The sequence below is a fragment of the Olsenella sp. An293 genome, assembly GCF_002159495.1.
Lineage (GTDB): Bacteria > Actinomycetota > Coriobacteriia > Coriobacteriales > Atopobiaceae > Thermophilibacter.
In genome coordinates this window covers 1-25211 of record NZ_NFIT01000017.1, presented here as the reverse complement: position 1 = coordinate 25211, position 25211 = coordinate 1, and the positions used below count along the sequence as shown (strand labels likewise).

Sequence of the window (25211 nt, the reverse complement as noted above, 5' to 3'; positions counted from 1 at the left end):
TCTTTAGATTTGGCTCACGGTTTCTAAAGGTCTGCCTGCCAGACTGGGAGGCAGCCTCTAGAAAGGAGCTCGCGTGAACGTCATCGAGACGCATGGCCTCACCAAGCGCTATCGGCGCAAGCTGGCCGTTGACAACCTGGACATGACCGTCGCCTCCGGCGACATCTACGGCTTCGTGGGCAAGAACGGCTCCGGCAAGTCGACCACGATGAAGATGGTCGCGGGTCTCGCGCGTCCCACGGCGGGCGAGGTCGTCCTCTTCGGCGACCCGGGGCGCGGCGGCGCCACGCCGCAGGGCTTCTCGCGCATCGGCGCCCTCATCGAGAGCCCCGGCGTGCTCGCCAGCCTCACCGCGCGCGACAACCTCGTCGCCAAGGCGCTCGCGCTCGGCATGACGCACGCTGGCGACGTTGCGGACGACCTGCTCGCCCTCGTGGGCCTGGACCCGACGGACCGCCGCCGCGTGAAGTCCTACTCGCTCGGCATGAAGCAGCGCCTGGGACTCGCGCTCGCGCTCGTCGGCTGTCCCGACCTCCTGCTCCTTGACGAGCCCTTCAACGGACTCGACCCCGAGGCCACGCGCGCCATGCGCCTCGCGCTCGTGCGCCTCAACCACGAGCACGGCGTCACGATCATGATCTCCTCCCACGTGCTCGACCAGCTCGACCGCGTGGCCACGCGCTTCGGCGTCATCGCGGACGGTCACCTCACGGCCGAGTTCACCGACGAGGAGCTCCACGAGCGCTGCGGCAGCTCGGTGCGCGTGCGCCTGGCGGCGCCGGAGCGCGGCCTGGCCCTGCTTGAGCAGGCACTCCCGCAGGCGACCTTCCGCGCGGAGCCCGACGGCGCGCTCGTGGTGACCGGCGCCTCGCTCGACGAGGTCAGCTCCGCGTGCTTCTCGGCAGGCATCGAGGTCCGCGAGCTCGCCCAGCAGGAGCGCGACATCGAGGAGTACTTCGTCGAGCTCATGGGCGGCGCAGACGGCGAGAGGGACGGTGGCGCCCGATGATCGCTCTGCTCCGCTCGGACGCCTATCGCGTCCTTCATTCCCGTTGGATCTGGGCCACCGCCGGCATCGTTGCGTTTCTCCTGCTTGCGCCGGCCCTCGTGATGCGCTGGACCAGCATGGGACCCGTCTTCTACGACGACCTCACCGGCTCGGCGCTCCCCATGACGGGCGTCCAGATCCTCGCTGCGGCCATGGCGTCCATCGTATGCTGCGACCGGACTGACATCGGGTTCGCCCGCTCGGTCCTCTCGTCCCTCGGCGAGCGTGCCCGCATGGTCTGGTTTGCCGAGAAGTGCGTCTTCTCGCTGCTGCTCGCCGCGGCCCTTATCGCGTTCACGTTCGTAGTGGGGCTTCTCGGCCTGCTGGTCTCCGGGGTGCCGGTGGCGAGTCCCGAGCCCGCGTGGCAGGTGGCGGCCTGGCTCGGCTGCTCGTGGCTCTGTGCCGCGCCCTACGTCGCGCTCACGGTGCTCGTTGCCCACATCACGCGCAACGAGAGCGTGACCACGGTGTTTGCCGTGCTCAGCGCAGGCGGGCTGCTCGAGGGCGGCCTGCTCATCGGGATCGACTTCCTGCAAGCGCTTCTCGGCGGCGAGTTCCTCACGGTGACGGCCGCCGTGGGCCCGTGGCTGCCCGCGGAGATCGCGTCTGCGGTCGGTGCCGGGGCGCAAACGATGCTCTCCGCAGAGAACGCCGTCCAGCTGGCGCCCGCTCTCCGCGCGCTCGTCGTCTGTCCGCCGGTCGCCGTGGCCGCCGTCGCTGCCGACGCGCTGCTCGCCTCGAGGAGGGATGTCGCATGATGGCCCTGCTTCGCTCGGATCTCTACCGCACGCTGCGTGCTCGCTGGCCATGGGCCGTGCTCGCGCTCGTCGCGCTTGCTACCCTGGGTAGCGCCGTCTTCACGATCTGGTGGCCGCTCGAGTCCGGTGTCGTCTACGACGGCCTCACCGGCAGGTCCGGGGCGCTTCGCCTCGCCGGTCGCGGCGCGAGCATCACGCTCGTCCAGATGGTCGCCGTGTTCGTGGCGGCGCACCTCTCCTGCGTGGACTCCGACGCAGGCTTTGACCGCACGCTTCTCTCGTCCCTGCGCGGGCGCGGCGCCTACTTTACCGAGAAGTACCTGCTCGTGGTCATCGTCACGGGCGTCATCCTGCTTGCCTACCTTGCGTTCAGCGGCGTCGGCGTCATCGTGACCATGCGCCCCGTGGAAAACGTCGAGCCGCTCTGGCAGGTCGTGGCGTGGGCGGGGGAGGGCTGGCTCCACGCGTGCGCCTACGCGCTCGTCGTGCTGCTCGTGGGGCAGCTCACGCGCGTCAAGGCGATTGCCGTGATAGTCGCGTTCCTGCTCCTCTCCGCGGCCGTGGAACAGGGATTCTTCGCCTTTCTCCTGCTCGTGAGCAACATGTTTGGTCTGGGTTGGGAGCCCGCGCTCGAGGCGGCCTTCGCCTGGATGCCCTACGTCACCACGGCCGCAGTTGGCAACGGCGCCGCGGACATGCTCGCCGTCGACGTCACGGGGTTCGCGCCCGCCGTCCGCGCGCTCATCGTCTGCGCGCCTCTCTGCGCGGCGTGCGGCGCGCTCGGAACCCTCGTGGGCTCGAGGCGCGACGTCGCATGATGTCCAGCGCGTTCCTCGAGCCGCTCTACCGCTGGCTTCGGTCGGTCGCGGAGTGGTTGCTCGCAAGCTCTACCATGGGGTCGTGGGTCGGTGTCGTCGAGAGGTTTCGGATGGTCGAGGGAATCGTGGTCGCGGCGCTGCTGCTCGTGGGCCTGGGACTCGGGGCGTTCTTCGTCTGTGTGTGCTATGCGACCGAGCTCGGGCGCCAGGCCCGCTTCCTGGCGCGCCGCGAGCGCCTGAGCAACGCGCGGCTCACCTGCGGCAGCCGCCTGCCGGGCATGGTCGGCATGGTCGATGCCGTTAACTCTGAGATCGACGCCGCGGACGCGGAGCGCGTGGCGGCCCTGCGCGCGGCCGACGAGTTCTCGCGCGGACTCTCCGCGCTCTCCCACGACGTGCGCACGCCGCTCACCGGCGCCCGCGGCTACCTGCAGCTGGCCCGCGAGGAGTCGGACCCGGCGCGCAAGGACAAGCAGCTCGCGGCTGCGGACGCGCGTCTGGCTGCAATGTCCGGGCTTTTGGACGAGCTCTTCTCGTACGCCCGTGCGGCGGACCCGGATACCCCGCTTGAGCTGGGGACGGTTGCCTTACGACCGGTGCTGGAGCAGGTGCTTCTCGGCCATTACCCGGAGTTCGAGGCGCGCGGTTGGGAGCCTGCGCTCGATATGGAGGACTCGACGATCGAGGTCACGGCGGATCGGGAGGCGCTTGCTCGCATCGTCGAGAACCTCGTGGTGAACGCGCTGCGGCACGGCTCGGGTCCGCTTGCGGTGCGCGTTCGACCAGCGGGCGAGAAGGACGGCGAGAAGAGCGGCGTGGTCGTGGAGTTCTCCAACCCCGTGGCCGACCCCTCGGCCATCGACGTCGACCGCCTCTTTGAGCGCTTCTACCAGGCCGACGCCTCGCGCTCGACGGCGGGCTCGGGCCTGGGCCTCTCCGTTGCCGCCAAGCTCGCCGAGGCCCAGGGCATGACCCTCACCGCCCGCCTCTCCGCCTCCACCCTCACCTGCACGTTGGGGACAGTCCCCAATTAACAGAGGGGCGCCTGACCTGACGCCCTTTCGAGGGTATGTACACCCAGCTCTTAGGGTATGTACACTTCCCCGAGTTCGTGTTCTTCTCGGCAACCCTCTGACCTGCAGGTTTGCTGCCCGCACTCGATGGCGGGGCGTACATACCCTCAAAGGGAGGTGTACACACCCTCGGACGGCAACGGCGACGATGCCAGTATCTCACGTCGGCCCTACGGAAGCTCTCCCACATAGAGCGCGACGGCAACCAGGGCAACGGCCACGATCGCGACCAGCCAGACCTTCCAGTAGGGGATGAACCAGCGAAACAGGAAGTCATGCGGAACCTCCTCCGCCGGGTTGCGCCCCTCGAGAAACGCCGTCGCAGCGACGGCGCCCGCAAGGTCGTGCTCGCGCATGAACGCGCGGAGGCGAGGGACGGCGCGGAGCGCGAGGATGGCCTCGCAGGCGATTATGACCAGAAACATGAGGTCGCGCAGCGGCTCGATCGTCGGGTTCGTGTTTCGCAGAGGCGAGAGCAGGTAGCGCACGAAGACGAGGACGATGCAGACGACGAGCAGCGTTGCGCAGTGGGCGAGCAGTCGCAGGAGCTCGTGGCGCTCGTTGGCGGTCGACCGCACGGCCCGCGCGCCCTTCTCGCCTATGATTGCGTCGACCGTCGTCCCAAAGACCTGGCCGAGAAGGACGAGGCTCTGCACGTCCGCCAGAGTGCGACCCGCCTCCCAGTTTCCGACCGTCTGCCGCGAGACGTAGACGCGCCGCGCGAGCTCGGCCTGGGAGAGCCCCGCGGCCTCGCGGAACTCGCGGATGCGCGCGCCGATGATTCGCTGCGCGGTCGCTTGGTCGGTTGCCCTCTCGGTGGTCTGCTCGTCCATGGTGCCTCCCTTGAGGCAAGTGTACCCGCCCGTCCGCCCAGGGGTGCCCGAGCAGCGGCGAGAGGCATGGCAAAGGGTTTTGCTATGGTCGCGAGCTGGGATGATGCTCTTCTCGGCAATTCTTTCGCGCGGCCGGCCGCGGCAGCGGGCTATAGTGTTCCCAGACCGAAAGGAGTGCCCATGCTTCCCTTTGCTCTTGGACTCCCCGTGCTCGTGCTGCCTGTGGCTGCCGCGACCGTCAGGCCTGGCGCCCGCACGCTGGGGCTGGTTGCGACGGGCTACTTCTTCCTTGCGCTGTGTCTTACGTCGGTGCTGTGGGGCAACACAGTCGTCGACGATTCGTCGATTTTGGACACGGTCAATGGCTGGTTCTTTGGCGCGGCATTCCTCATGGTCTGGGCGACGCTCTTCTCGGCCGTGGCAGTGGTGCGCTATTGTCGTCGGTCCTCTGATTGACGCGCGCCTCGGTAGGGTACAAGGAGCTCGACGGAGACCTACGTGGGGAAGCCCAGGCAGCGTCGTCTTTGGGTTCGGGGCCGCTAGCGCAAGCGTTTGCGGCCCCTCGCCGTCTTACGTCATTGACTACAGTTCCCGCCGCCAACGGGCGCCGCGGTCGGTGCGCTCGTAGGGCTCAAAGCCGGCGGCCGAGAAGCACCGCTGGGACGCGACGTTCCAGTCGTAGATCTCGCCAACGAGGACCTCGCGCCAGCCGAGGCCGCGCGCCCTCTCGCAGAGGGCCTCGATCACGCGCCGCCCGACGTGTCGCGCCCGCTGGTCCTTCTCGCCAATGACGATGGGAAGGTCTTCCGGGCAGAGCGTGACGTCGCCGACCGGACGCCAGCCGCTCTCCGCGCCCTCGTCGCGCACCTCGATGAACCTGAGCTCGCCGCGCCCCGAGAGCCAGTCGTACATCCGCGCGAGCCGCTCCGGCGTGTAGGGCTCGCGCTTACCGTCGACCATCCAGAGCGTCTCGGGGTCCTGGTACCACGACAGCGCCTCGGCGGGCGGCGCGTCCAGTCGAACGAGCCGCAGGTCATGATCTATGTCAAGCACGCTCGGCGTCATCGTGCCTCTCCTGCATCCGCCTCTCAAGCCGTCGAATCTCCTCGGTTGCCTCCTCGACCTTTTCCTCGATGTCCGGGACGTCGCAGGGAGGGTCGGGGACGCCCGTGAACCAGAGCGACGTCCCACCGAACTCGTTGAACCTGAGGTATGGCCTGCGCGGGATGTCCATGGCGCCTCCTTAGTTATCCGAGGGGATTATCGCGCATTTTGCCGACTAAGATTGGATGCTCTGGGGCCCGTACGTTGTTGAACGTTGGCGATGACGTCCCAAGTCGTGAGTCCTTTGCAACTGAGGGCAACTCCATGGCTATCCTTCGTTATCGGCGGAATAACCACGAGATTCTGTTGACTTCTTCGACGACTAGTTTGCCGATAGCGGAAATGGAGCCGTGAGACTCACCCTAGGATTCGTTTGGGCTGTCACGTTTCGCGTGCGGGCGTGTGTGATAGGCGACGGGATGGCGGCCGCATCCCAGAGACGAAGAGACGGACATGAGAGGAGGCTGGCCGATGCAGATCCCCCGCAATGCACCCGACCGCGACCCCGAGCGGCTCGTGCGCGACTACGCTGACCTCGTCCTGCGTGTGTGCTACACCTACCTGCGCTCGACGGCCGACGCCGAGGACGTCTGCCAGGACACGCTCGTGAAGCTCATCTGCCGCGAGGAGCCGTTTCGCGACCTCGGCCACGAGCGCGCCTGGGTCATACGCGTGGCGATAAACGCCTGCAGGAACCTGCTGCGCGACCGCGGCGCGCATACCGTGGTACCCCTCGCAGACGTGGCGGAGCCCGCTGCAGCACAATCGCCCGGCGAGGACGCGCTCCGGAGGCGCGACGAGCGCGTGCTCGGCGCCGTGATGGCGCTCCCGCTGCCGCAGCGCGAGGCGGTCTACCTGCACTACTACGAGGGCTACCCAACGCGCGAGGTCGCGCGGATCGTGGGCGCCACGGACGCCGCCGTGCGCCAGCGCCTGAGCCGCGCCCGCGCGAGCCTCAGAGACGACCTGAAGGGAGACTACGATGACTTCCCCGCTTGATAGCTACACCGCCTCGATGGGCGACCTGCACTTTTCCGATGAGGCAAAGGCGCGCATGACCGAGGGCCTGCGCGCGGCCGCGGATGCAAAGAGTGCCGAGAAGAACGCTCGGTCTGAGGCACCTGCCGAGGTCCTGACCATGCCCGCGCGCCCTCCCAAGCGCCGCACCCGCCGCTGGGCGCGCGTCGCCGCCGGGCTCGCGCTGGCACTCGCGCTGGGCGGGGGCGGCACCGTCGCCGTGGCAGCGGGCGTGCTGCCCAACCCGGCCGACGTGCTCTCGGACGTCTTCGGCGGCGCGCCGGCCCAGACCGAGCTCCTGAACGAGGTGGGCCGGCCGATCGGTGCGAGCGCGACCTCGAACGGCGTCACCGTGACGGCCGAGGCCGTGGCAGGCGACCGGTTCAACTACGCCGTGGCCTACTCGATTGAGTTCGAGGATCCCGCCGCGCTCGAGGGGATCGAGTTCCACGAGGGCGGCACGCTGACGTACGTGGGGGACGCGTTCCTGCGTGTGGACGGCGCGATGAGCGGCGGCGGTCTCGTCCGGCTCTACGATGCCGACCCCGGTGACAACACGCTGCAGCTCGTGCAGGTCATGGGGATACATACGTGGAACGACGCGGGCATTGTGGGCCGCACAGCGCGCTTCTCGATGAGCAAGCTCGAGATCTTCACCGATGAGGGGGAGTTCAAGACGCTGGCGGCCGGTGACTGGAACCTCAAGTTTGAGATGAACTACGTGGACACGACCGTCGACCTGCCAGCGAGCCAGACAACAACGTGGCAGGGCTCGGACGTTACGATCGACTCCGTGGCGGTATCCTCCCTCGGCGTCACGGTGGACTACACGATCAACCGGCAGACGCGCGACCTCGCGCTTCCCGGCGAGGTGAGCGAAGAGGCCCTGGCCGAGCAGGCTGCTGTGACGGGCCTCCCCGTGGTCGTGACCTTTGCAGACGGGACGACGTTCGACGCCACGGACGCCAACGGCTCTTCGGCGAAGCACAGTGACGGCACGACAACCGTCTCCAAGGCGACGACCTACGACCGCATCGTGGCCGCGGGCGACGTCGTCAGCGTGACCGTGGGCGACGTGGAGATTCCCGTGAACACCGCATAGAGCTGCGACAACCGTGCGCTGCGGGAGGGGCGAGCCGTCCGAGCGGCCCGCCCTTCCTTGTCGTCTATCCGGGGCGCGTGCGGTCAAGCGCCACCCTTGTGCCGAAGGACCAGTTCGGTCTCCTCCATGGACCCCTCGTCGAAGGTGACCCCGGTCCTCTCGAACCCCATGTGCTCGTAGAAGCCGAGTGCGGCGGCGTTCGAGGAGAATGCGCTCAGCACGACGTCTCGCTCGCCGATGCGCGCGAGGGCCGACTCAAGGAGTGCGCGGCCGACGCCTCGGCCCTGGAACTCCCGGAGGACATAGAGGTTGCCGACCTCGGCCGCGCCGTCGACGCTGAAGTGCGAGCGGCAGCTATTCGACCATGCGATATAGCCGACGACCCTTCCATCGACCTTCGCCACGAGCGTGCGCAGGCTGGTGAGCCGGCGAGTGACTTCCTCGGCAAATCGCGGCGTGATTGTGTCGTTGAGCTCGTCCGGAAGCAGTCCCCGGTATGTCTCCTGCCACGTCTGCGCATGGACTGCCGCCTTCTCCGGGATGTCCTCGGGGGCGAGGGGAAGTATCTGAGCCATGGGAGTCCCTTCGACGCGTCAATCATAGTGAAAGATAGGCGTTCGATAACGCTTTCCGCTGGAAGGTCGCTGTGCGGCCGACACATATGAGTGTCGGCATATTTGATGCTTTGGAGCGAGAAGTGCCGGGTCCTTCTCGGCGTTTGCCGAGAAGTGTGATCTTGGATGCCCTGACGAGCCGACACTTATAAGTGCCGGCAGGTAGCCTTTTTGTCGCTCGCCTCCGCTGGCCGAGTAAGGCTTGTCAGTGTCGGAGCTGCATTGTAGGGTGGTAACGTACTGCACCCGGCGAAAGGTCGACATGCTCTAGGTCCTTCTCGACATATCAGTTCCGCCTGATGGGAGAAGACCATGAAGTCGACCATGTCCGCCGCCGCGCGCGACTACGTCCGCGCATTCTATCGCGACAACCGCCTCAACCTTGCCGCCGCCCTCGCGCTCACAGTGCTCGACGTGCCCGCCGCGCTCGTGGGGTCGTGGCTGCTCGGCCGAATCATCGACGTCATCGGCACCGGCGACGCCTCCGAGCTCGCGCGCCTGGCCATGTTCTGCGGCGCCTTTCTGCTGGCATCGCTCGCCGTGAGCCTTGGGATGTATCGCGCCAAGTGCGCGTTCATCTATCGCGCGCTCGCGCAGTACAAGTCGCTCGCGTTCGAGCGCCTCTCCGAGAAGGGCGTGCGCGCCTTCGCCCGGGAGAACACGGGCAGCTACCTCTCGCTGCTCACCAACGACGTGGCCTCCATCGAAGAGGGCTACCTCAAGCGCGGCTTCCTCATCGTCTACCATGCGCTTCTGCTCGCGGGGTCGCTCGCGATGATGCTCGCGTTCTCGGTGCCGCTCACGGTGGTGGCCGTGGCGCTCAGTGCGGTGCCGCTCGCGGTGTCCGTGGTCATGGGGCGCGAGATGGGGGAGCGCGAGCAGGCGGTCTCGGCCGGCAACGAGCGCTTCGTCTCCCGGCTGCGCGACCTGCTCGCGGGCTTCTCCGTGGTCAAGGCCTTCCGCGCGGAGGCCGAGGCACGCCGGCTCTTCGACGCAGCCAATGCCGAGGTCGAGGGCCTCAAGCGCCGACGCTACTGGTGGGAGTGCCTGATCGGCGCGGTGAGCGAGAACCTCTGCGGGTCGCTCCTGCAGTTCGGCGTCTTCCTCGCGGGCGCGTGGCTCGCCGTGACGGGCGAGGTCACGGCCGGCACGGTGCTCGTCTTCGTGAACCTGTGCAACTACCTCATCATGCCCATCAACATGCTGCCTCAGTTCCTCGCGAGCCGCCGGGCCGCCGCGGGCCTCATCGAGAAGCTCGCGGAGGCGGCCGAGAGGAACGAGGCGCGCCGGGGCGAGAAGGTCGGGCACGGTCTTGCGGGCGGCGTTGTGCTGGATGGCGTGGGCTTTGCCTACGACGGCGGGGAGCCCGTGCTCTCTGGTGTGAGCCTCACGCTGCGCCCCGGAGGCCGCTACGCGCTCGTGGGCGCCTCCGGCAGCGGCAAGTCGACGCTGCTCAACCTCCTCATGGGCGGGGAGGACGGCTATACGGGCAGCATCCGCGTGGGCTGCCACGAGCTGCGCTGCATTGACGCCGGGAGCCTCTGCGACCTCATGGGCCTCATCGACCAGCAGGTCTTCCTCTTTGACGATACGCTGCGAAACAACGTGACGATGTTCCGCGACTTCCCCGAGGAGGCCGTTCTGGACGCGTGCCGCCGCGCCGGTCTGGGAGGGCTCGTCGCCGAGAAGGGCCTGGGGTACGAATGCGGCGAGGGCGGCGCCAACCTCTCGGGCGGCGAGCGGCAGCGCGTCTCCATCGCGCGTGCGCTCCTGCGAAAGACGCCGGTCCTTCTCGTCGATGAGGCGACGTCGGCGCTGGACGCGAGGACTGCCTCCGAGGTGGCGGGCGAGATCCTGGACCTCGAGGGGCCGACGCGCCTGGTGGTGACGCACCGGCTGGAGCCGGCGCTGCTCGCGCGCTACGACGAGATCTTCGTCCTGCGCGAGGGACGTGTGGTCGAGCGCGGCACGTACGCCGAGCTCACGTCCGCGGGCGGCTACTTCGCCGGCCTCTGTGCCGTGGCCGCGTGACCTGAGCTGGAACGAAGGCCCCCGTTGCCCCCTGGAAAAGAAGGGGGTAACGGGGGTCTGCTGGGCATAATGGTCCTCGGGAGGCCGATTGCTACATGATTTGGCATGTAGTGATGAAAAGGGACTGTCCCTTTTCATCACTCGGCAACGGCCTCGGCCCAGCTCTCGGCCGTGATGGTCACGGACTCGTCAGGGAGCGTGACGGGCGCGACCTCCACGCTCTTCTCGGCGTCGATGACCGCGACCTCTACGTGCCAGTCCGTGGTTCCGTCGAGCGCCTGCAGGGTGGCGCACATCCCGGGGACGGCCATGAATGCCTGGCCCACGAGCAGCGGCTTGTCGAGAAGCGCGGGCGAGGCCGTGATGGTGACGGACGCGTTGTCGTCGGCGACCTCCACGGCGTCCACGTCCTCCGACTCCAGCAGCGAGGCCACGCTCTCGTCGAGGCTCTGCTCAACGTCCGAGCGGTAGTCCGCAAGCTGCTTGCCGGTGAACGTGAGCACAAGGTCCTCGCCTTCCGCGCACGCCTCGAGCGCGAGCTCCGGCGACTCCGCAAAGTCCGCGACCAGCTCCTCGGCCGTCTGAGAGAAGAACCTCAGCATGGAAGCGGGGAGGCGCACCTCGTGTGCGTCGCCGAGCGCCTCGTAGAAGCTGACGGTGGGCTCCCAGCTGTTGACCAGGATTGGGAAGGAGCTCTCCTCGGCCGGAATCCCGATCCACTTGAGGATCACGTCGTCGCCCACCTCGGGGAGACCGGACGAGCCCCACTCGGAGAAGTCCGCCGTGCCCTCTGCGCCCGCCGGGTGCGTGCCCCACGTGAGCGTGAGGCCATCCGGTCGCTCGAGGATGCGCACCTCGGCGGTCTGGCTCTCCTCGTCCACCGAGAGGACGAGCGCCCGCTCGTTGTGACTGATGGGACCGTTCTCTCCGCCAACCGTGAGCTCGTTGTCCGAGCAGCCGGGTAGCACGGCCAGGTAGATCGCGCACAGCAGGGCGAGAAGGAACTCACGTCGCTTCATGGCGCCTCCCTCGGTAGGGTTACCCCACTCTACCAGAAGGCTGCCGCGTCCCTCGCCACGCCCGGGACGTGCTATCCTAGACGCGGCCTTTCCGTCGATCAGAAGGAGGCAGCGATGAGGCGGACGAACGAGGAGACCCTCCGCTAGGGAGGCCCGTTCCCAGCGTGACCCGATGACGCCCGCGTAGGCGGGCGGACCTTGTCGTGCCGCCGGCCTCCCCGAGGGATCCGACCGCAGGTGATGAAAAGGGACTGTCACTTTTCATCAGTCGCCCTCGCGTGAAAGGCAAATCAACTTGATTCCCCTCTACTACGCCTACGAGGCGTTCTCAAACCTATCCATGGTCTCCACGGTCATGGGCCTCTACCTCGAGCACGTCGGGTTCTCGCTCGCGGGCATCGGGGTGCTTTTCGGGGCGCTCCAGCTGGGCAAGACCCTGCTCGAGGTGCCCACGGGCTTCGTCGCGGACCGCTTTGGGAGCCGCGCGAGCCTGATTGCGGCGGTGGCGCTCGAGATGGCAGGCTACCTGCTCATGCTCGTGACGCGCGGTCTCCCGGCGATGCTCGGCGTCATGGCGATTCTCGCGGCGGCCTACACGCTCACCACGGGCTGCGCGACGGCGATCGTCGCCGACCACCTCATCGCCCGCGGCCGCGAGGGCAAGCTCACCCGCGTGAGCGCCGTCTCGCGCGTCGTCTTCTACTGCTGCTACGGGCTCTCGGCGCTCGCGGCCGGCCTGCTCGCTGAGGTGGGCTACAGGCTCGTCTTCGCGCTCTCCATCGCGTCGCTCGCGGGCGCACTCATCTGCGTGCTCCTCATGCGCGACGATCGGGCGAGCGAGAGGGGCGGCGCGCCCGCGGCCCCGGTCCGGCCGCTCGACGCCGCGCGCTACGTGGCGGGGTGCCGCCCCGTGCTCTGCTACGTGCTGGTGGAGGGTGCCGTCGCGTGGTCGATGGTGCCCGTGGACGACTTCTACAACAACTACCTCAACGGGTACTTCGGGGTCCCGCTGCCGGCGGTGGGCGCGGTCGTGGCGGCGCAGTTCGCGCTCACGAGTCTCGCGGGGCTGGGCAGCGCCCGCCTCGCGCGGCGCCTGGGGGACGCGCGCGTGGCGCGGCTCGGCCCTCTCGCCGTGGTCGCGCTCTTCCTTGCGTTCTCGCTCTGCTCGGAGCCCCGCGCTGCCGTGGCGCTCTACATGGCCGGGCTTGCGGCGGTTTGCCTCGTGAACCCCGTGCGCACCAAGGTACTCAACGTCGCGCTGGACCCGCGCTACCGCGTGACGGCGCTCTCGTTCGCCTCGATTGCGGTGTCGCTGCTCTCGGCCGTCTCGCAGCCGCTCTTCGGCTGGCTCTCGGACCTTCTGGACATGCGGCTCGCCATGGTGGCGCTGCTCGCGACCTCGTTGGCCCTCCTCGGCGCCGTCAACCTTGCGTTCTCCCGGACCGACCTGCTTCAGAAGGAGGCACGCTCATGAACCTCGAGCTCTATCGTCCCGCCGTGCATGACCTCTGGTTCAAGCGGGACCTCCTGGCCGACGAGGCCACGATGTCCTACAACCGAGCCTGGGGAGGGACCGTCGACTTCCCGGAGGACCTCTGGGGCCGCTGGCACGACGCGTGGGTCGCGCGCGAGGGCGAGGGGCGGCGCTTCTACCGCTACCTGCGCGACCTAGACTCCGGTGAGTTCGTTGGTGAGGTCGCTTACCGCTGGGACCCGGACTACGACAGCTTCATCACGGACGTGCTCGTCCACGCCCGCTTCCGCGGGCGCGGGTACGGCGCCGCTGGGCTCGAGCTCCTCTGCGACGCGGCCCGCGGACGCGGCGTCGCGACGCTGCGCGACAACGTCGCCCTGGACAACCCGGCTATCGGTCTCTTCCTGCGTCACGGCTTCGTCGAGGAGTGGCGCAGCGATGAGTTTGTCATGCTGAGGCGCGATTTGTAAAATGCACACCTCGCACGACGCCCGATTTCTTACGGTTTCTCTCTACAAAAATGGGCGTCGTGCGAGGTATGTTGTCGACCACTCCTCGAGAGCTGCCTGCCGAGCCGGGGCGCCTGCCCCCCCGCTTGGGTACCATGTGCAAAAGGTTGGGCGACGCGCTCGGCCTAGTTCAGTAAAGACGACGAGAGAGGGGCTATGGGTGTCTCATCTTCCAGCTGTGCAGTTCTGAGCTGCGATGGTCCCTATACGAGCTTCTCGTTCGGCGGACATGACATTCGTTTTCGAACGCCCAAGAACCTCGTCAGGTACGTTGATGTTCGGGAATGGAACAAGGGCTATCTCGTGGTCAACGCAGAATACGATGGCTGCCCGGAGCCGGTCAAGGAGTACATCGACCTCGTCCCCATTTTGAGCAACCTCTACTTTGACGTTGATGAGTTTCTCGCTCCGATCGAGGAGTGACCGTTGCATAGGTGATGCTCGACACAAAGATCGATGAGCGATAGCCTCCCGCTGTGATACGAAGGGACAGTCCCTTCGCAACATTCACGCGACCGCGCCAAATGCGTTCAGGAGGTCCTTCTCGAGAGCCCTCTCGTCGACGACGAATCCGTCGTCGGAGCGTGTGAGGACAACGTCAAGCGTGCGTTCCTCGACGGGAGCCGCCTCCGTCGCGGTTTCGAATGTGCGGAGGACGTCCTCCTGAAGATCCTCCGAGAGCGGCTCCCCGTCGCGTACGCCCTGGTTGTAGAAGTAGGTGCTCATGCCCTCGCTGGCCTTGGATACGATCTCGCCGGCCCGGGGCGCCCAGACGTGCACGCCGACGACCGCTGCGTCGCCGGAGAGCCCGACGTCCTCGATGGAGTACGTGAGCCGGGAGACCATTTGACCCGCCCACGCCTCGGCGTCGATCCCCAGGTCCTCGGGCGTGTGGCGCAGGCCCCGCCTGAGCCTGCCCTCGAGCCAGCCCGCAAGCTCGGCGGCCAGGTCGCTGGAACTCGGCTTCTCTTTCAGGGCGGAGAGTCTCTCGCCCGTCGCGTCCACGGCGGCCCGCTCGTCTGCGGTGAGCTCGTAATAGGGGAGCGCGACGCGGTCCTCTGTCGGAGCGTCAAGCTGCTCCGAGACGCTGCTCCCAAACCGCACCGCAAACTGCACGACGTTGACCACGAGAAACACCGCGATAAGCACCGCAATCAGTGCCGCCGTCCGCTTGCTATAGCCGCGCGCCCGCAGATTCTCGCGCATCTTGGGCGAGTTCATCGTGACCGGAGGTTTCTCGTACATGGTCGCCCCTTTCGTAAGGGCCGGCAGCCGAATCGCTGCCGTTTCCAAGCTTGTACCCAGCGTGGGGGGCTAGGCGCGCGCTTGCCGAGGGGATGATGCCGTCTGCCGGACGTCCTTCTCGCTATTATCGACAAACGATAATTCGTGGTACAAGAACGATAAGAACAGCTGGACGAGAAGAACGGAGGGGTCACGATGAAACACGAGATGCTGACAAGGGCGCAGGCGGACGGGCGCATCCGCGGCGCCGCGCGCGTGGCGACGTGCTTTTGCTGGGTCGCCGCCCTGGTGGCCCTGCTCCTGGCCCTGTTCAACGCGTGGTCGACGGTCTTCCTCACGACCGCCTCGATGCGGGAGTCCGGCCGTGACGCTGCGACCGCCTTCTTTACCACGAGCGAGGCGAGCGGCAATTTCCTCGTGAGCGAGACGGACGAGCAGCCGCCGGAGATTCGTTACGACGAGGGCGGCAACGAGGTCGGTCGCTCGCAGGTCATGGGCGGCGAGGTCTCCTATTCCGGCAGTCCAATCTCGAGCCTCGCCAACGGCGTCGTCTTTGGCGGCCTGGCGTGCGCGGCGTTTGCCCTCGCGGCGCTCATGTGCTCCAAGATCCGTCAGACCGGCGTGCCGTTTGCGCCCGAGCGCGCGCGTGAGCTGGGGCGCGTGGGGTGGCTGGTCCTTCTCGCCGGGTGCGCGCCCACGCTGCTCCACATGGTCCTGGAGGCCATCGCGGCCGCGGTGGTCAACGCCCTGGTGGAGTCCGGCGAGATGCTGAGCTACGCGCTCACGGCGAACTTTGAGTCCCAGGACCTGATGCTCGTCTCGCTGGGGATCGTGCTGGTGCTGGTGGGCCGGGTCTTCGAGTACGGCTGCATCCTGCAGAAGCAGGACGACGAGACGCTGTGAGGGCCGCGCGATGATTGTCCTGCGCCTCGACCGTGTGCTGGCGGACCGCAAGATGCGCTCGAAGGAGCTCGCCGAGCGGGTGGGCATCTCCGAGGTCAACCTCTCCCGCATCAAGACCGGGCGCATCTCCGCGGTGCGCTTCTCCACGCTCGACGCGATCTGCCGCGTGCTGGACTGCCAGCCCGGGGACATCCTGGAGTACGTCCCGGACGAGGAGTGAGCGCCCGCCGGCACAGCCCACAGGGTATGTACACCGCCCTTCAGGGTATGTACGATCACGGGAGAGAGGTTCTTATCGCCCAGGGCTTTGAGCTGCGGATTTGCGAGAGGAGCCTCTGACCGGGGTGTACATACCCTGAAGGGGCGGTGTACATACTCCCAAATGCCCTCGCCCGCAAGGGAGCTTCGCGCCGGGGCCTCGCGCCGCCCCCCAACCGTGAAATATCTGCCGAGACGCGGCCTTCCTGCGGAAGTTTGCTACTATATGAAGGCTGTGAAGTCCGCGGGCGTGGTGGAACTGGTAGACACGCTGGATTTAGGTTCCAGTGGGGGAGACCCCGTGAAGGTTCGAGTCCTTTCGCCCGCACCACGCAAGGAAACATGGCGGGGCAGGCCCGCCAGGCACGAGACACTGGAGGAACGTTGAAGATCACCGTCACCGCTGAGAAGCCCGTCGACGAGAAGATGGCCGCCAAGGTCACCGTTCCCGCCGCCGACGTCAACGCAGCCATCAAGAAGACCTACAAGGACATCGCCAAGAAGTACAACTTCCAGGGCTTCCGCCGCGGCCACGCGCCCCGTCCGGTGATCGACGGCATCATCGGCCGCGAGGCCGTGCTTGCCCAGGCAACCAACGACCTGCTCACCGCCCTCGAGCCCATGATGCTCGAGGAGCTCGACGTCACCCCCGTGGGCCGCGTGAGCTTTGGCCCCGAGGGCGCCGACCCCGAGCTCGCCGCCGAGGGCTCCGACTACGTCGTCGACGCCACCATCGGCGTGCGCCCCACCGCGGAGCTCACCTCCTATGACGCCCCCGAGATCAACCTCCCGCCCGAGGAGGCCACCGAGGCGGAGATCGACTGGCAGATCAACCAGCTCCTCAGCTACCAGGTGACCTACGAGGACGTCGAGGAGGACCGCGCCGCCGAACCCGGCGACATCGTCTCCGTCGACATCGAGAACGTCGAGGGCGCCGGCCACCTCGCGGGCAAGAACCGCCTGCTCGCCCTTGACGGCCAACAGCTCCCCGAGCAGCTCCAGGAGGGTATCGAGGGCATGAAGAAGGGCGAGGAGAAGGCCATCGAGTGGACGCGCTCCCACGAGCACGACGGCGAGACCATCTCCCACACCTTCTCCGTCAAGGTGACCCTGAACGGCATCAAGAAGGCCGTCACTCCCGAGCTCGACGACGAGATGGCCAAGAAGTACGGCTACGACTCCGTCGACGCCTTCAAGGAGGCCGTGAAGGAGGAGATCGAGGGCGACAAGAAGACCACGATCCCCAACCTCAAGGAGGACCGCGTCGTCGAGGCCGTGGGCAAGCTGCTCGACCTCGAGACCGTGCCCGAGGCCTACCAGAACGAGATCTTCAACGAGCTCGCCCAGGAGTTCCTCGGCCAGCTCCAGCGCCAGAACGTCTCCCTCGACATGTTCCTGCGCGCCCGCGGCATCAAGTCCGACGATTTCATCGCCGACCTGCGCGTCCAGGCCGAGGAGCGCGCGCGTCAGTCCCTCGCGCTCGACGCCGTGGCCGCCAAGCTCGGCCTCGAGGTCACCGAGGACGAGGTCCGCGGCGAGTTCGAGCGCGCCGGCGTCGAGGACGTCGACGCCTCCTACAAGGAGTGGAAGAACGAGGGCCGTCTGCCCGCCGTCCGCGACTCCATCCGTCGCACCAAGGCCCTCGAGTGGCTCGTCGACAACTGCAAGGTGACCGTCGTCGACGAGGTCGCCGAGCGCGCCGCCGCGGCCGAGAAGAACGAGGACGCCGAGTAGCCTCTCTCTCACGTTCACGGAGCCCCGGGCGAGCAACTCGTCCGGGGCTTTCTACAAAAAACGTCGAACGAACGGAGTTCGAATGCACCAGCCCACCAACATCCCGCTCATCCCGTACGTGGTCGAGCAGACGCCGCGCGGCGAGCGCAGCTACGACATCTACTCGCGCCTGCTCAACGACCGCATCGTGTTTCTCGGCGAGGAGGTCACGCGCGACTCAGCCAACCTCGTGATCGCCCAGCTCCTCCACCTCGAGAGCCAGGACCCCGACAAGGACATCTCGCTCTACATCGACTCGCCTGGCGGCGACGTCTACGCGGGCCTGGGCATCATCGACACGATGAACTTCATCAAGCCCGACGTCTCCACCATCTGCGTGGGCATGGCGGCCTCCATGGGCGCGGCCATCCTCGCCTGCGGCGCCAAGGGCAAGCGCCTCGCGCTTCCCAACTCGATGGTGCTCATTCACCAGCCGAGCTCCGGCGTCTCCGGCCAGCAGACCGACATCCAGATCGTCGCCGACGAGACCCGCTGGATCCGCCAGCGCCTGAACGAGATCCTCGCCGACGCCACGGGCCAGCCCATCGAGAAGATCAACGCCGACACCGAGCGCGACAACTACATGCGCGCCGCCGAGGCCTGCGCCTACGGCCTTGTCGACAAGGTCATCTCCTCTCGCGTCGACCAGAGCCAGGAGTAGCGCATGTCCAACTTCGACCAGTCCGGTCCCGGCTTCCCGGGCAACGAGGTGCACTGCTCCTTCTGCGGCAAGAGCCGCAGCCAGGTGAGCAAGCTCATCGCGGGGCCCGGCGGGGTCTTCATCTGCGACGAGTGCGTCCATGCCTGCTCCGACATGATCGACGAGGCGGAGTTCGACGCCGCCGACGACGTCACGGAGCTTCCCGCGGACGAGCTCCCCATCAAGGACCTGCCCACGCCGCATGAGATCTACGACGAGCTCTCCCAGTACGTGATGGGCCAGGAGCAGGCCAAGCGCGCCATGAGCGTGGCGGTCTACAACCACTATCGCCGCATCCTGTCCGGAAACGACGAGGTCGCCGAGGGCGTCGAGGAGGTCGAGATCGCAAAGAGCAACATCTTGCTGCTCGGCCCCACCGGCACCGGCAAGACGCTGCTCGCGCAGACCCTCGCGCGCTTCCTCGAGGTGCCCTTTGCCATCGCCGACGCCACCACCCTCACTGAGGCCGGCTACGTGGGCGAGGACGTCGAGAACATCCTGCTCAAGCTCATCACCGCCGCGGACGGCGACGTGGAGCGCGCGCAGGTGGGCATCGTGTACGTCGACGAGATCGACAAGATCGCGCGCAAGGCCGAGAACCTCTCCATCACGCGCGACGTCTCTGGCGAGGGCGTGCAGCAGGCGCTGCTCAAGATCCTCGAGGGCACCGAGGCGAGCGTCCCACCCCAGGGCGGCCGCAAGCACCCCCAGCAGGAGCTCATTCGCATTGACACCACCAACATCCTGTTTATCTGCGGCGGCGCCTTCGTCGGGCTGGACAAGATCGTGGCCGACCGCATCGGCAAGAAAGGCATCGGCTTCAACGCCGAGGTCGGTCGCAACGCCGAGAAGGACGAGGACTACCTCATGGCGCAGGTCATGCCTCAGGACCTGCACAAGTTCGGCATGATCCCCGAGCTCCTCGGCCGCATCCCCGTGATCACCGCCACTCGTGAGCTCACCGAGGACGACCTCGTGTCCATCCTCACGCAGCCGCGAAACGCGCTGGTGAAGCAGTACCGTCGCATGTTCGAGCTCGAGGGCGTTGAGCTGGAGTTCGAGGATGACGCGCTCGTGGAGATCGCGCGCCAGGCGCTCGAGCGCGGCACCGGCGCGCGTGGCCTGCGCGCCATCTGCGAGGCCACGCTGCAGGACACGATGTTCGACCTGCCGAGCGACCTCGACATCACCAAGGTCATCGTGACCAAGGAGAGCGTCGGCGGCGGCGAGTCCCCACGCCTCATCACCAAGGCCCACGGCAAGCATCGCATCGCCGGGTAGCGAGGTCGCAAGACGGTAGCGGGGCGTCGTCCAACCAGGACGGCGCCCTTTCTGTTAGTTGGGGACAGTCCCCAATTCACATAAAAGATTTGTGCTAATTGGGGACTGTCCCCAATTTACAGGTTGGCGCCGCCGAGGCCCATGTAGGTTCGGATGACGGCCTTGCGTCGCAGGGACCCGGCGGGGCAGACGGCGTCGAAAGCGGGCATGATGCCCTTGTAGAGGACAATGACCTGCAGGCGCTTGGCGAGTCCCTTTGCCGTGGCGCGCGACTCCTCGAGCTGCCCGCGAATCTCGTCGAGATAGGGGGAGCGCATCGCGTAGCGCCAGAAGTCGTCCGCGCGGTCGGCGTCGGGATAGAGCCAGGGACGGTTGTCTGGTCCCGCAAAGTGGATGATCGCGGGGTCCGCGGCGGCCTCCTCGTACTCCTCGCAAACATCAGCGGGGGCGTTGGCGATGATGTGGGTGCGGCGGAGGTGCTGCCAGTCCATGAGGTAGTTCCAGCGCATGTGCACGCGCACGTACTCGCCGTTCACGACCTTGTTGAGGATGTCCTGGTCGAGCCAGCGCCACATGCGCTGGGTGGAGAGGTCGAGAAACTCCTGCGGCGTGATCGTTCGACGAAGCTCGGCGAGGTTCATGAGCAGGACGCCGGCCTGGAAGTAGTCGTGCGGGTCGCGCATGCCGAGCTCATCTTTGAGGTAGGGCCCGACCGTGGCGTCGTAGCCGTCGATCTGGCCGATGGTGTCGGCGTCACGCGTGGCGGCGAGCTTGTAGCCCTCCACGTCGACGTCGTAGAGCTTTGCCACGTCGTCACAGACGATGAGGTCGGAGTCGAGGTAGATCGCCTTGTCGACGTTGGGCAGGAGCTGCGGCGAGAGCAGGCGATAGTAGGTCTCGGGGCGGAAGTGCCCGTGATGGGGGAGCTTGATGTTCCCGAGCGCAGCGTCCACGTCGAGAAACCCGATGCCCACGTTGTCGGACTTGGCTTGGCGCGTGAGCGTGATCATGCTGGCCGGCGAGATGTCGCGCGTGAGCACCACGATGTCGTAGCGTCGCTCGGCGCTGGCGTTCTCGATGATCGACTGCACCGCCACGGAGAGGTACGGCACGAAGTTCTCGCTGCAGGCAAAGATGACGACAACGTCGTCAAGCGGGAGGTCGAGGTCCTCCGACGTGCTCGCCAGCATGGTCGAGGAGAGCGGGTTTCTCACATGTGTGGTCTTGCGCAGCGGCTTCATGGGACCTCGGTTCGTGCGCCTTCATGACCCGTCAACTCTACCATTGACGGCGCGGGCGCTCAAATGGCGAGAAGGACGCGTGCCCTGACGACGGCACGAAGGTCCGCCACGAGTTCCGCAGCCGCGCCCTTTGCGGCGAGGACTGTCTGAGCGCCGGGCCTTCGTGCCGTCGGCAGGGCCCGCGTACGGTCAGCCCAAGAGCTCAGCTGCGTTGACGGCGACCTGATGTCGCACGGCCTCTGCAGTGGTATTTCGGGCGTCGGCGATGCCGGCGATCGTGCGTTCAAGGGAGTCGACGATGTCATCGGCGGTGGCGGGGGAGTGCTCGCCCTCGGGGAGGTCGGTCTCGGTGAGCAGGAGCTCGGCTGGGAGGATGCGGGCGTACTCGCGGCCGCGGCGGGTCGCGAGGGAGCGCTCCCCGAGCGAGAAGCGGCAGCCCAGGCGGGCGGCTCGCCAGAGCTCCTCGGAGCTTCCGGAGAACCAGTGGAGCACGCAGCGGCAGGTCGAGGCGGCGCCTGTCTCCTCGAGGACGTCGAGCACGGTCGAGGCGCAGCGCACGGCGTGGATGGAGAGGAGCTTGGGGAACGCGGGATCGCTCGTCTTTGCGCACTCGGCACAGATGCGCTCGAAGGCCGCGAGCTGAGCGTCCCAGGTGGCAGCATGGCGAGGGGACGCGTCAAGCCCGATTTCTCCGACGTATCGAGTCTCGGGGAGCAGCTCGCAGAGTGCCTCTGCGTCCCGGACGCCATGGACCCACCAGGGGTGGAGTCCGGCAGCGGGGGCCACGAATCCGTTTGTGCCGAGGGATGATTGCATGCGCAGATACTCGTCCGGGGTGACCGTGACGGCATACAGGCTCAAGGCCTGTGCCGCCGCCCCGCGCGCGACGGCCACGGCGTCGGAGAACCAGCCCAGATGGACGTGCGCGTCATAGAGCATGATGGCAGGCAGCATCAGGAATCACCCCGGGGACAGTATAGCCTGAGCAGTCTGCCGCCTGCGCCTGAGCCCCTTCGCCGTCGGTACCTCCCTGCAAAGGCGTCCTTCGATCCATATTTGGTCCGCGCGCGAGACAAAAGTCGCCTTCGATCCATGCGTTTTTGCCGTCATACGGGCGCTTTGCGTCGCCCCCGTAAACTGAATCCTGCGATTTTTTAAAACAGGTGCTCCCTGGACGCCAAAATCTCATGGATCGAAGGCGGGTTTTGTTCCCGGAGACACCGGAATATGGATCGAACCCAACTTTTGCAGACTCTTTGGCGGGCCGCCAAAACGCAGCCAACTCGAGTGTGCCATGGCGCCGGCTCACTGCGCCCACGTGCTATCCTGTTTAGCTGATATGAACGCACGCCACGAGAGGACAAGCCGTGGAAGAGATGCCCAAGAACTACGATCCCCAGACCGCCGAGCCCGAGCTCATCGAGCGCTGGATGGGCGCCGGCTGCTACCAGCGCAGCAAGGGCGTGGGCGACTGCACCGTCGTCATCCCGCCGCCCAACGTCACGGGCATCCTGCACATGGGCCACGCGATGGACGACTCCATCCAGGACACCTACGTGCGCTACAGCCGCATGCGCGGTCGCTCCACGCGCTGGATCCTGGGCACCGACCACGCGGGCATCGCCACGCAGACCAAGGTCGACAAGAAGCTCAAGAGTGAGGGCGTCTCCCGCCTGGAGATCGGGCGCGAGAAGTTCCTCGACGCCTGCTGGGACTGGACGCGCGAGTACGGCGGCACCATCGTCTCCCAGATCAAGCGCATGGGCTGTTCGATCGACTTCTCCGACGAGAAGTTCACGATGAGCCCCGAGTTCTCTCGCGCCGTCCGCAAGGTCTTCTGCGACTGGTACCACGACGGTCTCATCTACCGCGGCAAGCGTATCGTCAACTGGTGCCCGTCCTGTTGCACCGCCATCTCCGACGACGAGGCGGAGTACCAGGACGAGAAGGGCCACCTCTGGTACCTCCAGTACCCGCTCGTGGAGCCCGTCGACGGCATCGATCACATCACGGTGGCGACCACCCGCCCCGAGACCATGCTCGGCGACACGGGCGTGGCCGTCTCCCCGCAGGACCCTGAGAAGGCGAAGCTCGTCGGCAAGATGGTGCGCCTGCCCATCGTCGACCGTGAGATTCCCATCTTCTCCGACTGGCACGTCGACGCCGGCTTTGGCACGGGCTTCGTGAAGGTCACGCCCGCGCACGACCCCAACGACTACGCCATGGGCCAGGCCCACGACCTGCCGCAGATCAACATCTTCGACGAGCACGCGGTCGTGGTCGACGGCTACGGCGAGTTCTCCGGCATGAACCGCGATCAGTGCCGCGAGGCCGTCGTCGCGTGGTTCGAGGAGCACGGCCTGCTCGAGAAGGTCGAGGAGCTCGACCACTCCGTCATGCACTGCTACCGCTGCAACACCGCGCTCGAGCCCTGGCTCTCCGAGCAGTGGTTCGTCGCTGTGGACAAGCTCAAGGAGCGCGCCACGCAGGTCGTGCGCGACGGCGAGGTCAAGTTCCACCCCGAGCGCTGGACCCAGACCTACCTCACCTGGATGGACAACCTCAAGGACTGGTGCATCAGCCGCCAGCTCTGGTGGGGCCACCGCATCCCGGTCTTCTACTGCGAGGACTGCGGCTGGGAGGACGCCCTCATGGAGGACACGGACGTCTGCCCCAAGTGCGGCGGGCACCACGTCCACCAGGACGAGGACGTGCTCGACACCTGGTTCAGCTCCCAGCTGTGGACCTTCGCCACGCAGGGCTGGCCCGATGACACCTCCGAGCTCGCCGAGCACCACCCCACCAAGGTCCTCGTGACCGCGCGCGACATCATCGCCCTGTGGGTGGCGCGCATGATCATGAGCTCGCTCTACTTCACCGACGAGGTGCCCTTCCACGACGTCTACATCTACGCCACGATCCTCGCCAAGGATGGCAGCCGCATGTCCAAGTCCAAGGGCAACGGCGTGGACCCGATGGAGCTCATGGAGAAGTACGGCGCTGACGCAATGCGCTACAACCTCCTCACGCTCATCACCAACAACCAGGACGTCAAGTTCGACGCCAACATCGACAAGAAGACGCACCAGCTCATCGACAGCCCGCGCACCGAGCAGGCCCGCGGCTTCGTGACCAAGATCTGGAACGCGAGCCGCTTCGTCCAGATGAACCTCGAGGGCTACGAGCCGGGCGCCCCGGCCGCCGTGACGCCCGAGGACGCGTGGATGCTGAGCCGCCTGGCCCGCGCCGTCGCGCACGCTACCGAGCAGCTCGAGACCTACGCCTTTGGCGACTACGCCCGCGAGATTCAGAGCTTCTTCTGGGGCGACGTCTGCGACTGGTACATCGAGCTCTGCAAGGGCCGCCTGCTCGACGGCACCCCCGAGGAGCGCCTGCAGGTCCAGCGCAACCTCGTCTTCGTGCTGGACACCTGCATGAGGCTGCTGCACCCGGTCATGCCGTTCGTGACCGAGAGCGTGTGGGATGCTCTGCCCGCGAGCGGCCTGGACGACCACTCCGCCGAGTTCCTCATGGTGGCCGCCTGGCCGGAGCCGGAGCGCTTTGCCGAGTTCGTGAACGAGAAGGCCGAGAAGGACTTCGAGCTCGCCAAGCGCGTCATCTCCTGCGTGCGCTCCACCCGCGCCCGCTACCGTCTCTCGCCGCGCGCCGAGCTCGACGTCTGCGTGCGCTGTGCCGCCGACGACGCGTCGGTGCTCGCCGGCCAGGAGGGCTTCGTGCGCTCCGTGGGCCACGTGGGCGCCTTTGCGGCCGCCGCCGACGTCCAGAAGCCCGAGGGCTGCGTCTCCGTGGCCGACGGCTCGCTCGAGATCTTCGTCCGCGTGGGCGACCTGGTGGACCTCGCGGCCGAGTCCGCGCGCCTGACCAAGGAGCTCGCCAAGGCCGAGAAGGACCTTGCTGGTGTGGAGCGCACACTTGCCAATGAGGGCTTCGTCGCCAAGGCGGCGCCCGAGGTCATCGAGAAGAAGCGCGCGCAGGCCGCTGAGCTCGCGGCTACGATCGAGCAGCTGAAGACTCAGATTTCTGACTTCGCGTAGGTTCTCCTGCGCGCTGTGCGCCGCCCGCGCTTCTCGCCAGCTCATTGGGCTTCGCCCAAAGGTCGCTGGCCGAGAAGTGCGGGCGCCGCTCTCATGTCGGCCCTCGCTCAGACTATTAGGTGGGGCATGGCGCCCTGGCGTACTTTGACCTTCCCGCCCTGCCCTGCCCTGCCCTTTGCGGGTATGTACAGTGCGCATACCGGGTATGTGCACTTCTCGACTCGTCCGTTTTTCTCGCCCGTGCCTTTTACCTGCGGGTTTGCGAGAAGGACCTCGGGACTGACTGTACATACCAGGTATGCGCACTGTACATACCCTCACGGCGGGGACAGGGGCGGGGGCGGGGACGCAGGGT

24 protein-coding genes and 1 tRNA gene are annotated in these 25211 nt (G+C 66.9%); 17 read left to right on the top strand and 8 right to left on the bottom strand.

The window, feature by feature from the left end; genetic code table 11:
• Positions 1–73 precede the first annotated feature (73 nt).
• The 4 genes from B5F85_RS09765 to B5F85_RS09750 are packed head-to-tail and all read left to right on the top strand — an operon-like array spanning position 74 to position 3658.
• Entirely contained in the window at positions 74–1009 is a 936-nt protein-coding gene (locus B5F85_RS09765) for an ABC transporter ATP-binding protein (protein ID WP_087316770.1), read from the top strand.
• Positions 1006–1806, top strand: a complete 801-nt coding sequence (locus tag B5F85_RS09760) for a hypothetical protein (RefSeq protein WP_087316768.1) — start codon at positions 1006–1008, stop codon at positions 1804–1806. The genes B5F85_RS09765 and B5F85_RS09760 overlap by 4 nt, the downstream gene beginning before the upstream one ends.
• A complete protein-coding gene (locus B5F85_RS09755) occupies positions 1803–2624 on the top strand; it encodes a hypothetical protein (protein ID WP_087316766.1) in 822 nt (273 codons plus the stop codon). The genes B5F85_RS09760 and B5F85_RS09755 overlap by 4 nt, the downstream gene beginning before the upstream one ends.
• On the top strand, positions 2621–3658 hold the full coding sequence (locus B5F85_RS09750; RefSeq protein ID WP_239386864.1) for a HAMP domain-containing sensor histidine kinase: 1038 nt from the start codon (positions 2621–2623) through the stop codon (positions 3656–3658). The genes B5F85_RS09755 and B5F85_RS09750 overlap by 4 nt, the downstream gene beginning before the upstream one ends.
• A gap of 209 nt (positions 3659–3867) precedes the next feature.
• Here the strand turns inward: B5F85_RS09750 and B5F85_RS09745 are convergent, their stop codons facing one another.
• On the bottom strand, positions 3868–4530 hold the full coding sequence (locus tag B5F85_RS09745) for a helix-turn-helix transcriptional regulator (RefSeq protein WP_087316762.1): 663 nt from the start codon (positions 4528–4530) through the stop codon (positions 3868–3870).
• A gap of 180 nt (positions 4531–4710) precedes the next feature.
• Here B5F85_RS09745 and B5F85_RS09740 point away from each other — a divergent pair, with 180 nt between their 5' ends.
• Complete coding sequence (locus tag B5F85_RS09740) at positions 4711–4986, top strand: hypothetical protein (RefSeq protein WP_087316760.1); 276 nt, start codon at positions 4711–4713, stop codon at positions 4984–4986.
• Positions 4987–5112: 126 nt separating this feature from the next.
• Here the strand turns inward: B5F85_RS09740 and B5F85_RS09735 are convergent, their stop codons facing one another.
• Entirely contained in the window at positions 5113–5595 is a 483-nt protein-coding gene (locus B5F85_RS09735) for a GNAT family N-acetyltransferase (protein WP_087316758.1), read from the bottom strand.
• Positions 5576–5764, bottom strand: coding sequence for a hypothetical protein (locus B5F85_RS09730; RefSeq protein WP_087316756.1), 189 nt, complete (start codon positions 5762–5764; stop codon positions 5576–5578). The genes B5F85_RS09735 and B5F85_RS09730 overlap by 20 nt, the downstream gene beginning before the upstream one ends.
• A 341-nt stretch (positions 5765–6105) precedes the next feature.
• Between B5F85_RS09730 and B5F85_RS09725 the strand changes: the two genes are divergently transcribed.
• Together B5F85_RS09725 and B5F85_RS09720 are read left to right on the top strand one after the other, a co-directional pair.
• Positions 6106–6633 (top strand): sigma-70 family RNA polymerase sigma factor, encoded by a 528-nt coding sequence (locus tag B5F85_RS09725; protein WP_239386862.1) that lies wholly within the window; start codon positions 6106–6108, stop codon positions 6631–6633.
• Entirely contained in the window at positions 6617–7753 is a 1137-nt protein-coding gene (locus B5F85_RS09720; RefSeq protein WP_087316754.1) for a DUF4179 domain-containing protein, read from the top strand. The genes B5F85_RS09725 and B5F85_RS09720 overlap by 17 nt, the downstream gene beginning before the upstream one ends.
• Positions 7754–7836: 83 nt before the next feature.
• Here B5F85_RS09720 and B5F85_RS09715 read toward each other — a convergent pair whose 3' ends face one another.
• Positions 7837–8328, bottom strand: a complete 492-nt coding sequence (locus B5F85_RS09715; RefSeq protein ID WP_087316752.1) for a GNAT family N-acetyltransferase — start codon at positions 8326–8328, stop codon at positions 7837–7839.
• Positions 8329–8679: 351 nt separating this feature from the next.
• On the opposite strand from B5F85_RS09715, the gene B5F85_RS09710 reads away from it, so the two are divergent.
• On the top strand, positions 8680–10398 hold the full coding sequence (locus B5F85_RS09710; protein WP_087316750.1) for an ABC transporter ATP-binding protein: 1719 nt from the start codon (positions 8680–8682) through the stop codon (positions 10396–10398).
• 137 nt (positions 10399–10535) lie between these two features.
• On the opposite strand, the gene B5F85_RS09705 is transcribed toward B5F85_RS09710, so the two are convergent.
• Positions 10536–11417, bottom strand: coding sequence for a hypothetical protein (locus tag B5F85_RS09705; protein ID WP_087316748.1), 882 nt, complete (start codon positions 11415–11417; stop codon positions 10536–10538).
• Positions 11418–11712: 295 nt separating this feature from the next.
• Between B5F85_RS09705 and B5F85_RS09700 the strand changes: the two genes are divergently transcribed.
• Both B5F85_RS09700 and B5F85_RS09695 read left to right on the top strand, forming a co-directional pair.
• Positions 11713–12891 (top strand): MFS transporter, encoded by a 1179-nt coding sequence (locus B5F85_RS09700; RefSeq protein WP_087316746.1) that lies wholly within the window; start codon positions 11713–11715, stop codon positions 12889–12891.
• Positions 12888–13361 carry a GNAT family N-acetyltransferase gene (locus B5F85_RS09695; RefSeq protein WP_087316744.1) on the top strand — a complete coding sequence of 158 codons (474 nt, stop codon included), beginning with the start codon at positions 12888–12890 and terminating at the stop codon, positions 13359–13361. Before B5F85_RS09700 ends, B5F85_RS09695 begins: the two co-directional genes overlap by 4 nt.
• 546 nt (positions 13362–13907) lie before the next feature.
• Here B5F85_RS09695 and B5F85_RS09685 read toward each other — a convergent pair.
• Positions 13908–14645, bottom strand: a complete 738-nt coding sequence (locus B5F85_RS09685) for a hypothetical protein (RefSeq protein WP_087316740.1) — start codon at positions 14643–14645, stop codon at positions 13908–13910.
• Between the two features lie 195 nt (positions 14646–14840).
• On the opposite strand from B5F85_RS09685, the gene B5F85_RS09680 reads away from it, so the two are divergent.
• From B5F85_RS09680 to clpX, 6 genes are all read left to right on the top strand, one after another.
• Positions 14841–15548: a DUF2975 domain-containing protein gene (locus B5F85_RS09680; RefSeq protein ID WP_087316738.1), complete on the top strand. Its 708-nt coding sequence runs from the start codon at positions 14841–14843 to the stop codon at positions 15546–15548.
• Positions 15549–15558: 10 nt separating this feature from the next.
• Positions 15559–15768, top strand: coding sequence for a helix-turn-helix transcriptional regulator (locus B5F85_RS09675; protein ID WP_087316736.1), 210 nt, complete (start codon positions 15559–15561; stop codon positions 15766–15768).
• Between the two features lie 282 nt (positions 15769–16050).
• Positions 16051–16137 (top strand) — tRNA-Leu (locus tag B5F85_RS09670).
• Positions 16138–16190: 53 nt separating this feature from the next.
• Positions 16191–17540, top strand: coding sequence for a trigger factor (tig, locus tag B5F85_RS09665; protein WP_204204752.1), 1350 nt, complete (start codon positions 16191–16193; stop codon positions 17538–17540).
• An 82-nt stretch (positions 17541–17622) separates the two neighbouring features.
• Entirely contained in the window at positions 17623–18240 is a 618-nt protein-coding gene (locus B5F85_RS09660) for an ATP-dependent Clp protease proteolytic subunit (RefSeq protein WP_087316734.1), read from the top strand.
• 3 nt (positions 18241–18243) lie between these two features.
• Positions 18244–19560 (top strand): ATP-dependent Clp protease ATP-binding subunit ClpX, encoded by a 1317-nt coding sequence (gene clpX, locus B5F85_RS09655; protein WP_087316732.1) that lies wholly within the window; start codon positions 18244–18246, stop codon positions 19558–19560.
• Between the two features lie 116 nt (positions 19561–19676).
• On the opposite strand, the gene B5F85_RS09650 is transcribed toward clpX, so the two are convergent.
• Together B5F85_RS09650 and B5F85_RS09645 are read right to left on the bottom strand one after the other, a co-directional pair.
• On the bottom strand, positions 19677–20801 hold the full coding sequence (locus tag B5F85_RS09650; protein WP_239386859.1) for a glycosyltransferase family 8 protein: 1125 nt from the start codon (positions 20799–20801) through the stop codon (positions 19677–19679).
• A gap of 189 nt (positions 20802–20990) precedes the next feature.
• Positions 20991–21755, bottom strand: a complete 765-nt coding sequence (locus B5F85_RS09645) for a TatD family hydrolase (protein ID WP_087316730.1) — start codon at positions 21753–21755, stop codon at positions 20991–20993.
• A 413-nt stretch (positions 21756–22168) separates the two neighbouring features.
• Here B5F85_RS09645 and B5F85_RS09640 point away from each other — a divergent pair, with 413 nt between their 5' ends.
• Entirely contained in the window at positions 22169–24856 is a 2688-nt protein-coding gene (locus B5F85_RS09640) for a valine--tRNA ligase (RefSeq protein WP_087316728.1), read from the top strand.
• Positions 24857–25211: the final 355 nt, after the last annotated feature.

What these genes read in the sequence shown, in the direction of transcription:
- B5F85_RS09760 (WP_087316768.1), top strand. Translation starts at nt 1,006, where the DNA reads ATGATCGCTCTGCTCCGCTCGGACGCCTATCGCGTCCTTCATTCCCGT.
- B5F85_RS09755 (WP_087316766.1), top strand. Translation starts at nt 1,803, where the DNA reads ATGATGGCCCTGCTTCGCTCGGATCTCTACCGCACGCTGCGTGCTCGC.
- B5F85_RS09750 (WP_239386864.1), top strand. Translation starts at nt 2,621, where the DNA reads ATGATGTCCAGCGCGTTCCTCGAGCCGCTCTACCGCTGGCTTCGGTCG.
- B5F85_RS09745 (WP_087316762.1), bottom strand. Translation starts at nt 4,530, where the DNA reads ATGGACGAGCAGACCACCGAGAGGGCAACCGACCAAGCGACCGCGCAG.
- B5F85_RS09740 (WP_087316760.1), top strand. Translation starts at nt 4,711, where the DNA reads ATGCTTCCCTTTGCTCTTGGACTCCCCGTGCTCGTGCTGCCTGTGGCT.
- B5F85_RS09735 (WP_087316758.1), bottom strand. Translation starts at nt 5,595, where the DNA reads ATGACGCCGAGCGTGCTTGACATAGATCATGACCTGCGGCTCGTTCGA.
- B5F85_RS09730 (WP_087316756.1), bottom strand. Translation starts at nt 5,764, where the DNA reads ATGGACATCCCGCGCAGGCCATACCTCAGGTTCAACGAGTTCGGTGGG.
- B5F85_RS09725 (WP_239386862.1), top strand. Translation starts at nt 6,106, where the DNA reads ATGCAGATCCCCCGCAATGCACCCGACCGCGACCCCGAGCGGCTCGTG.
- B5F85_RS09720 (WP_087316754.1), top strand. Translation starts at nt 6,617, where the DNA reads ATGACTTCCCCGCTTGATAGCTACACCGCCTCGATGGGCGACCTGCAC.
- B5F85_RS09715 (WP_087316752.1), bottom strand. Translation starts at nt 8,328, where the DNA reads ATGGCTCAGATACTTCCCCTCGCCCCCGAGGACATCCCGGAGAAGGCG.
- B5F85_RS09710 (WP_087316750.1), top strand. Translation starts at nt 8,680, where the DNA reads ATGAAGTCGACCATGTCCGCCGCCGCGCGCGACTACGTCCGCGCATTC.
- B5F85_RS09705 (WP_087316748.1), bottom strand. Translation starts at nt 11,417, where the DNA reads ATGAAGCGACGTGAGTTCCTTCTCGCCCTGCTGTGCGCGATCTACCTG.
- B5F85_RS09695 (WP_087316744.1), top strand. Translation starts at nt 12,888, where the DNA reads ATGAACCTCGAGCTCTATCGTCCCGCCGTGCATGACCTCTGGTTCAAG.
- B5F85_RS09685 (WP_087316740.1), bottom strand. Translation starts at nt 14,645, where the DNA reads ATGTACGAGAAACCTCCGGTCACGATGAACTCGCCCAAGATGCGCGAG.
- B5F85_RS09680 (WP_087316738.1), top strand. Translation starts at nt 14,841, where the DNA reads ATGAAACACGAGATGCTGACAAGGGCGCAGGCGGACGGGCGCATCCGC.
- B5F85_RS09675 (WP_087316736.1), top strand. Translation starts at nt 15,559, where the DNA reads ATGATTGTCCTGCGCCTCGACCGTGTGCTGGCGGACCGCAAGATGCGC.
- B5F85_RS09660 (WP_087316734.1), top strand. Translation starts at nt 17,623, where the DNA reads ATGCACCAGCCCACCAACATCCCGCTCATCCCGTACGTGGTCGAGCAG.
- clpX (WP_087316732.1), top strand. Translation starts at nt 18,244, where the DNA reads ATGTCCAACTTCGACCAGTCCGGTCCCGGCTTCCCGGGCAACGAGGTG.
- B5F85_RS09650 (WP_239386859.1), bottom strand. Translation starts at nt 20,801, where the DNA reads ATGAAGCCGCTGCGCAAGACCACACATGTGAGAAACCCGCTCTCCTCG.
- B5F85_RS09645 (WP_087316730.1), bottom strand. Translation starts at nt 21,755, where the DNA reads ATGCTGCCTGCCATCATGCTCTATGACGCGCACGTCCATCTGGGCTGG.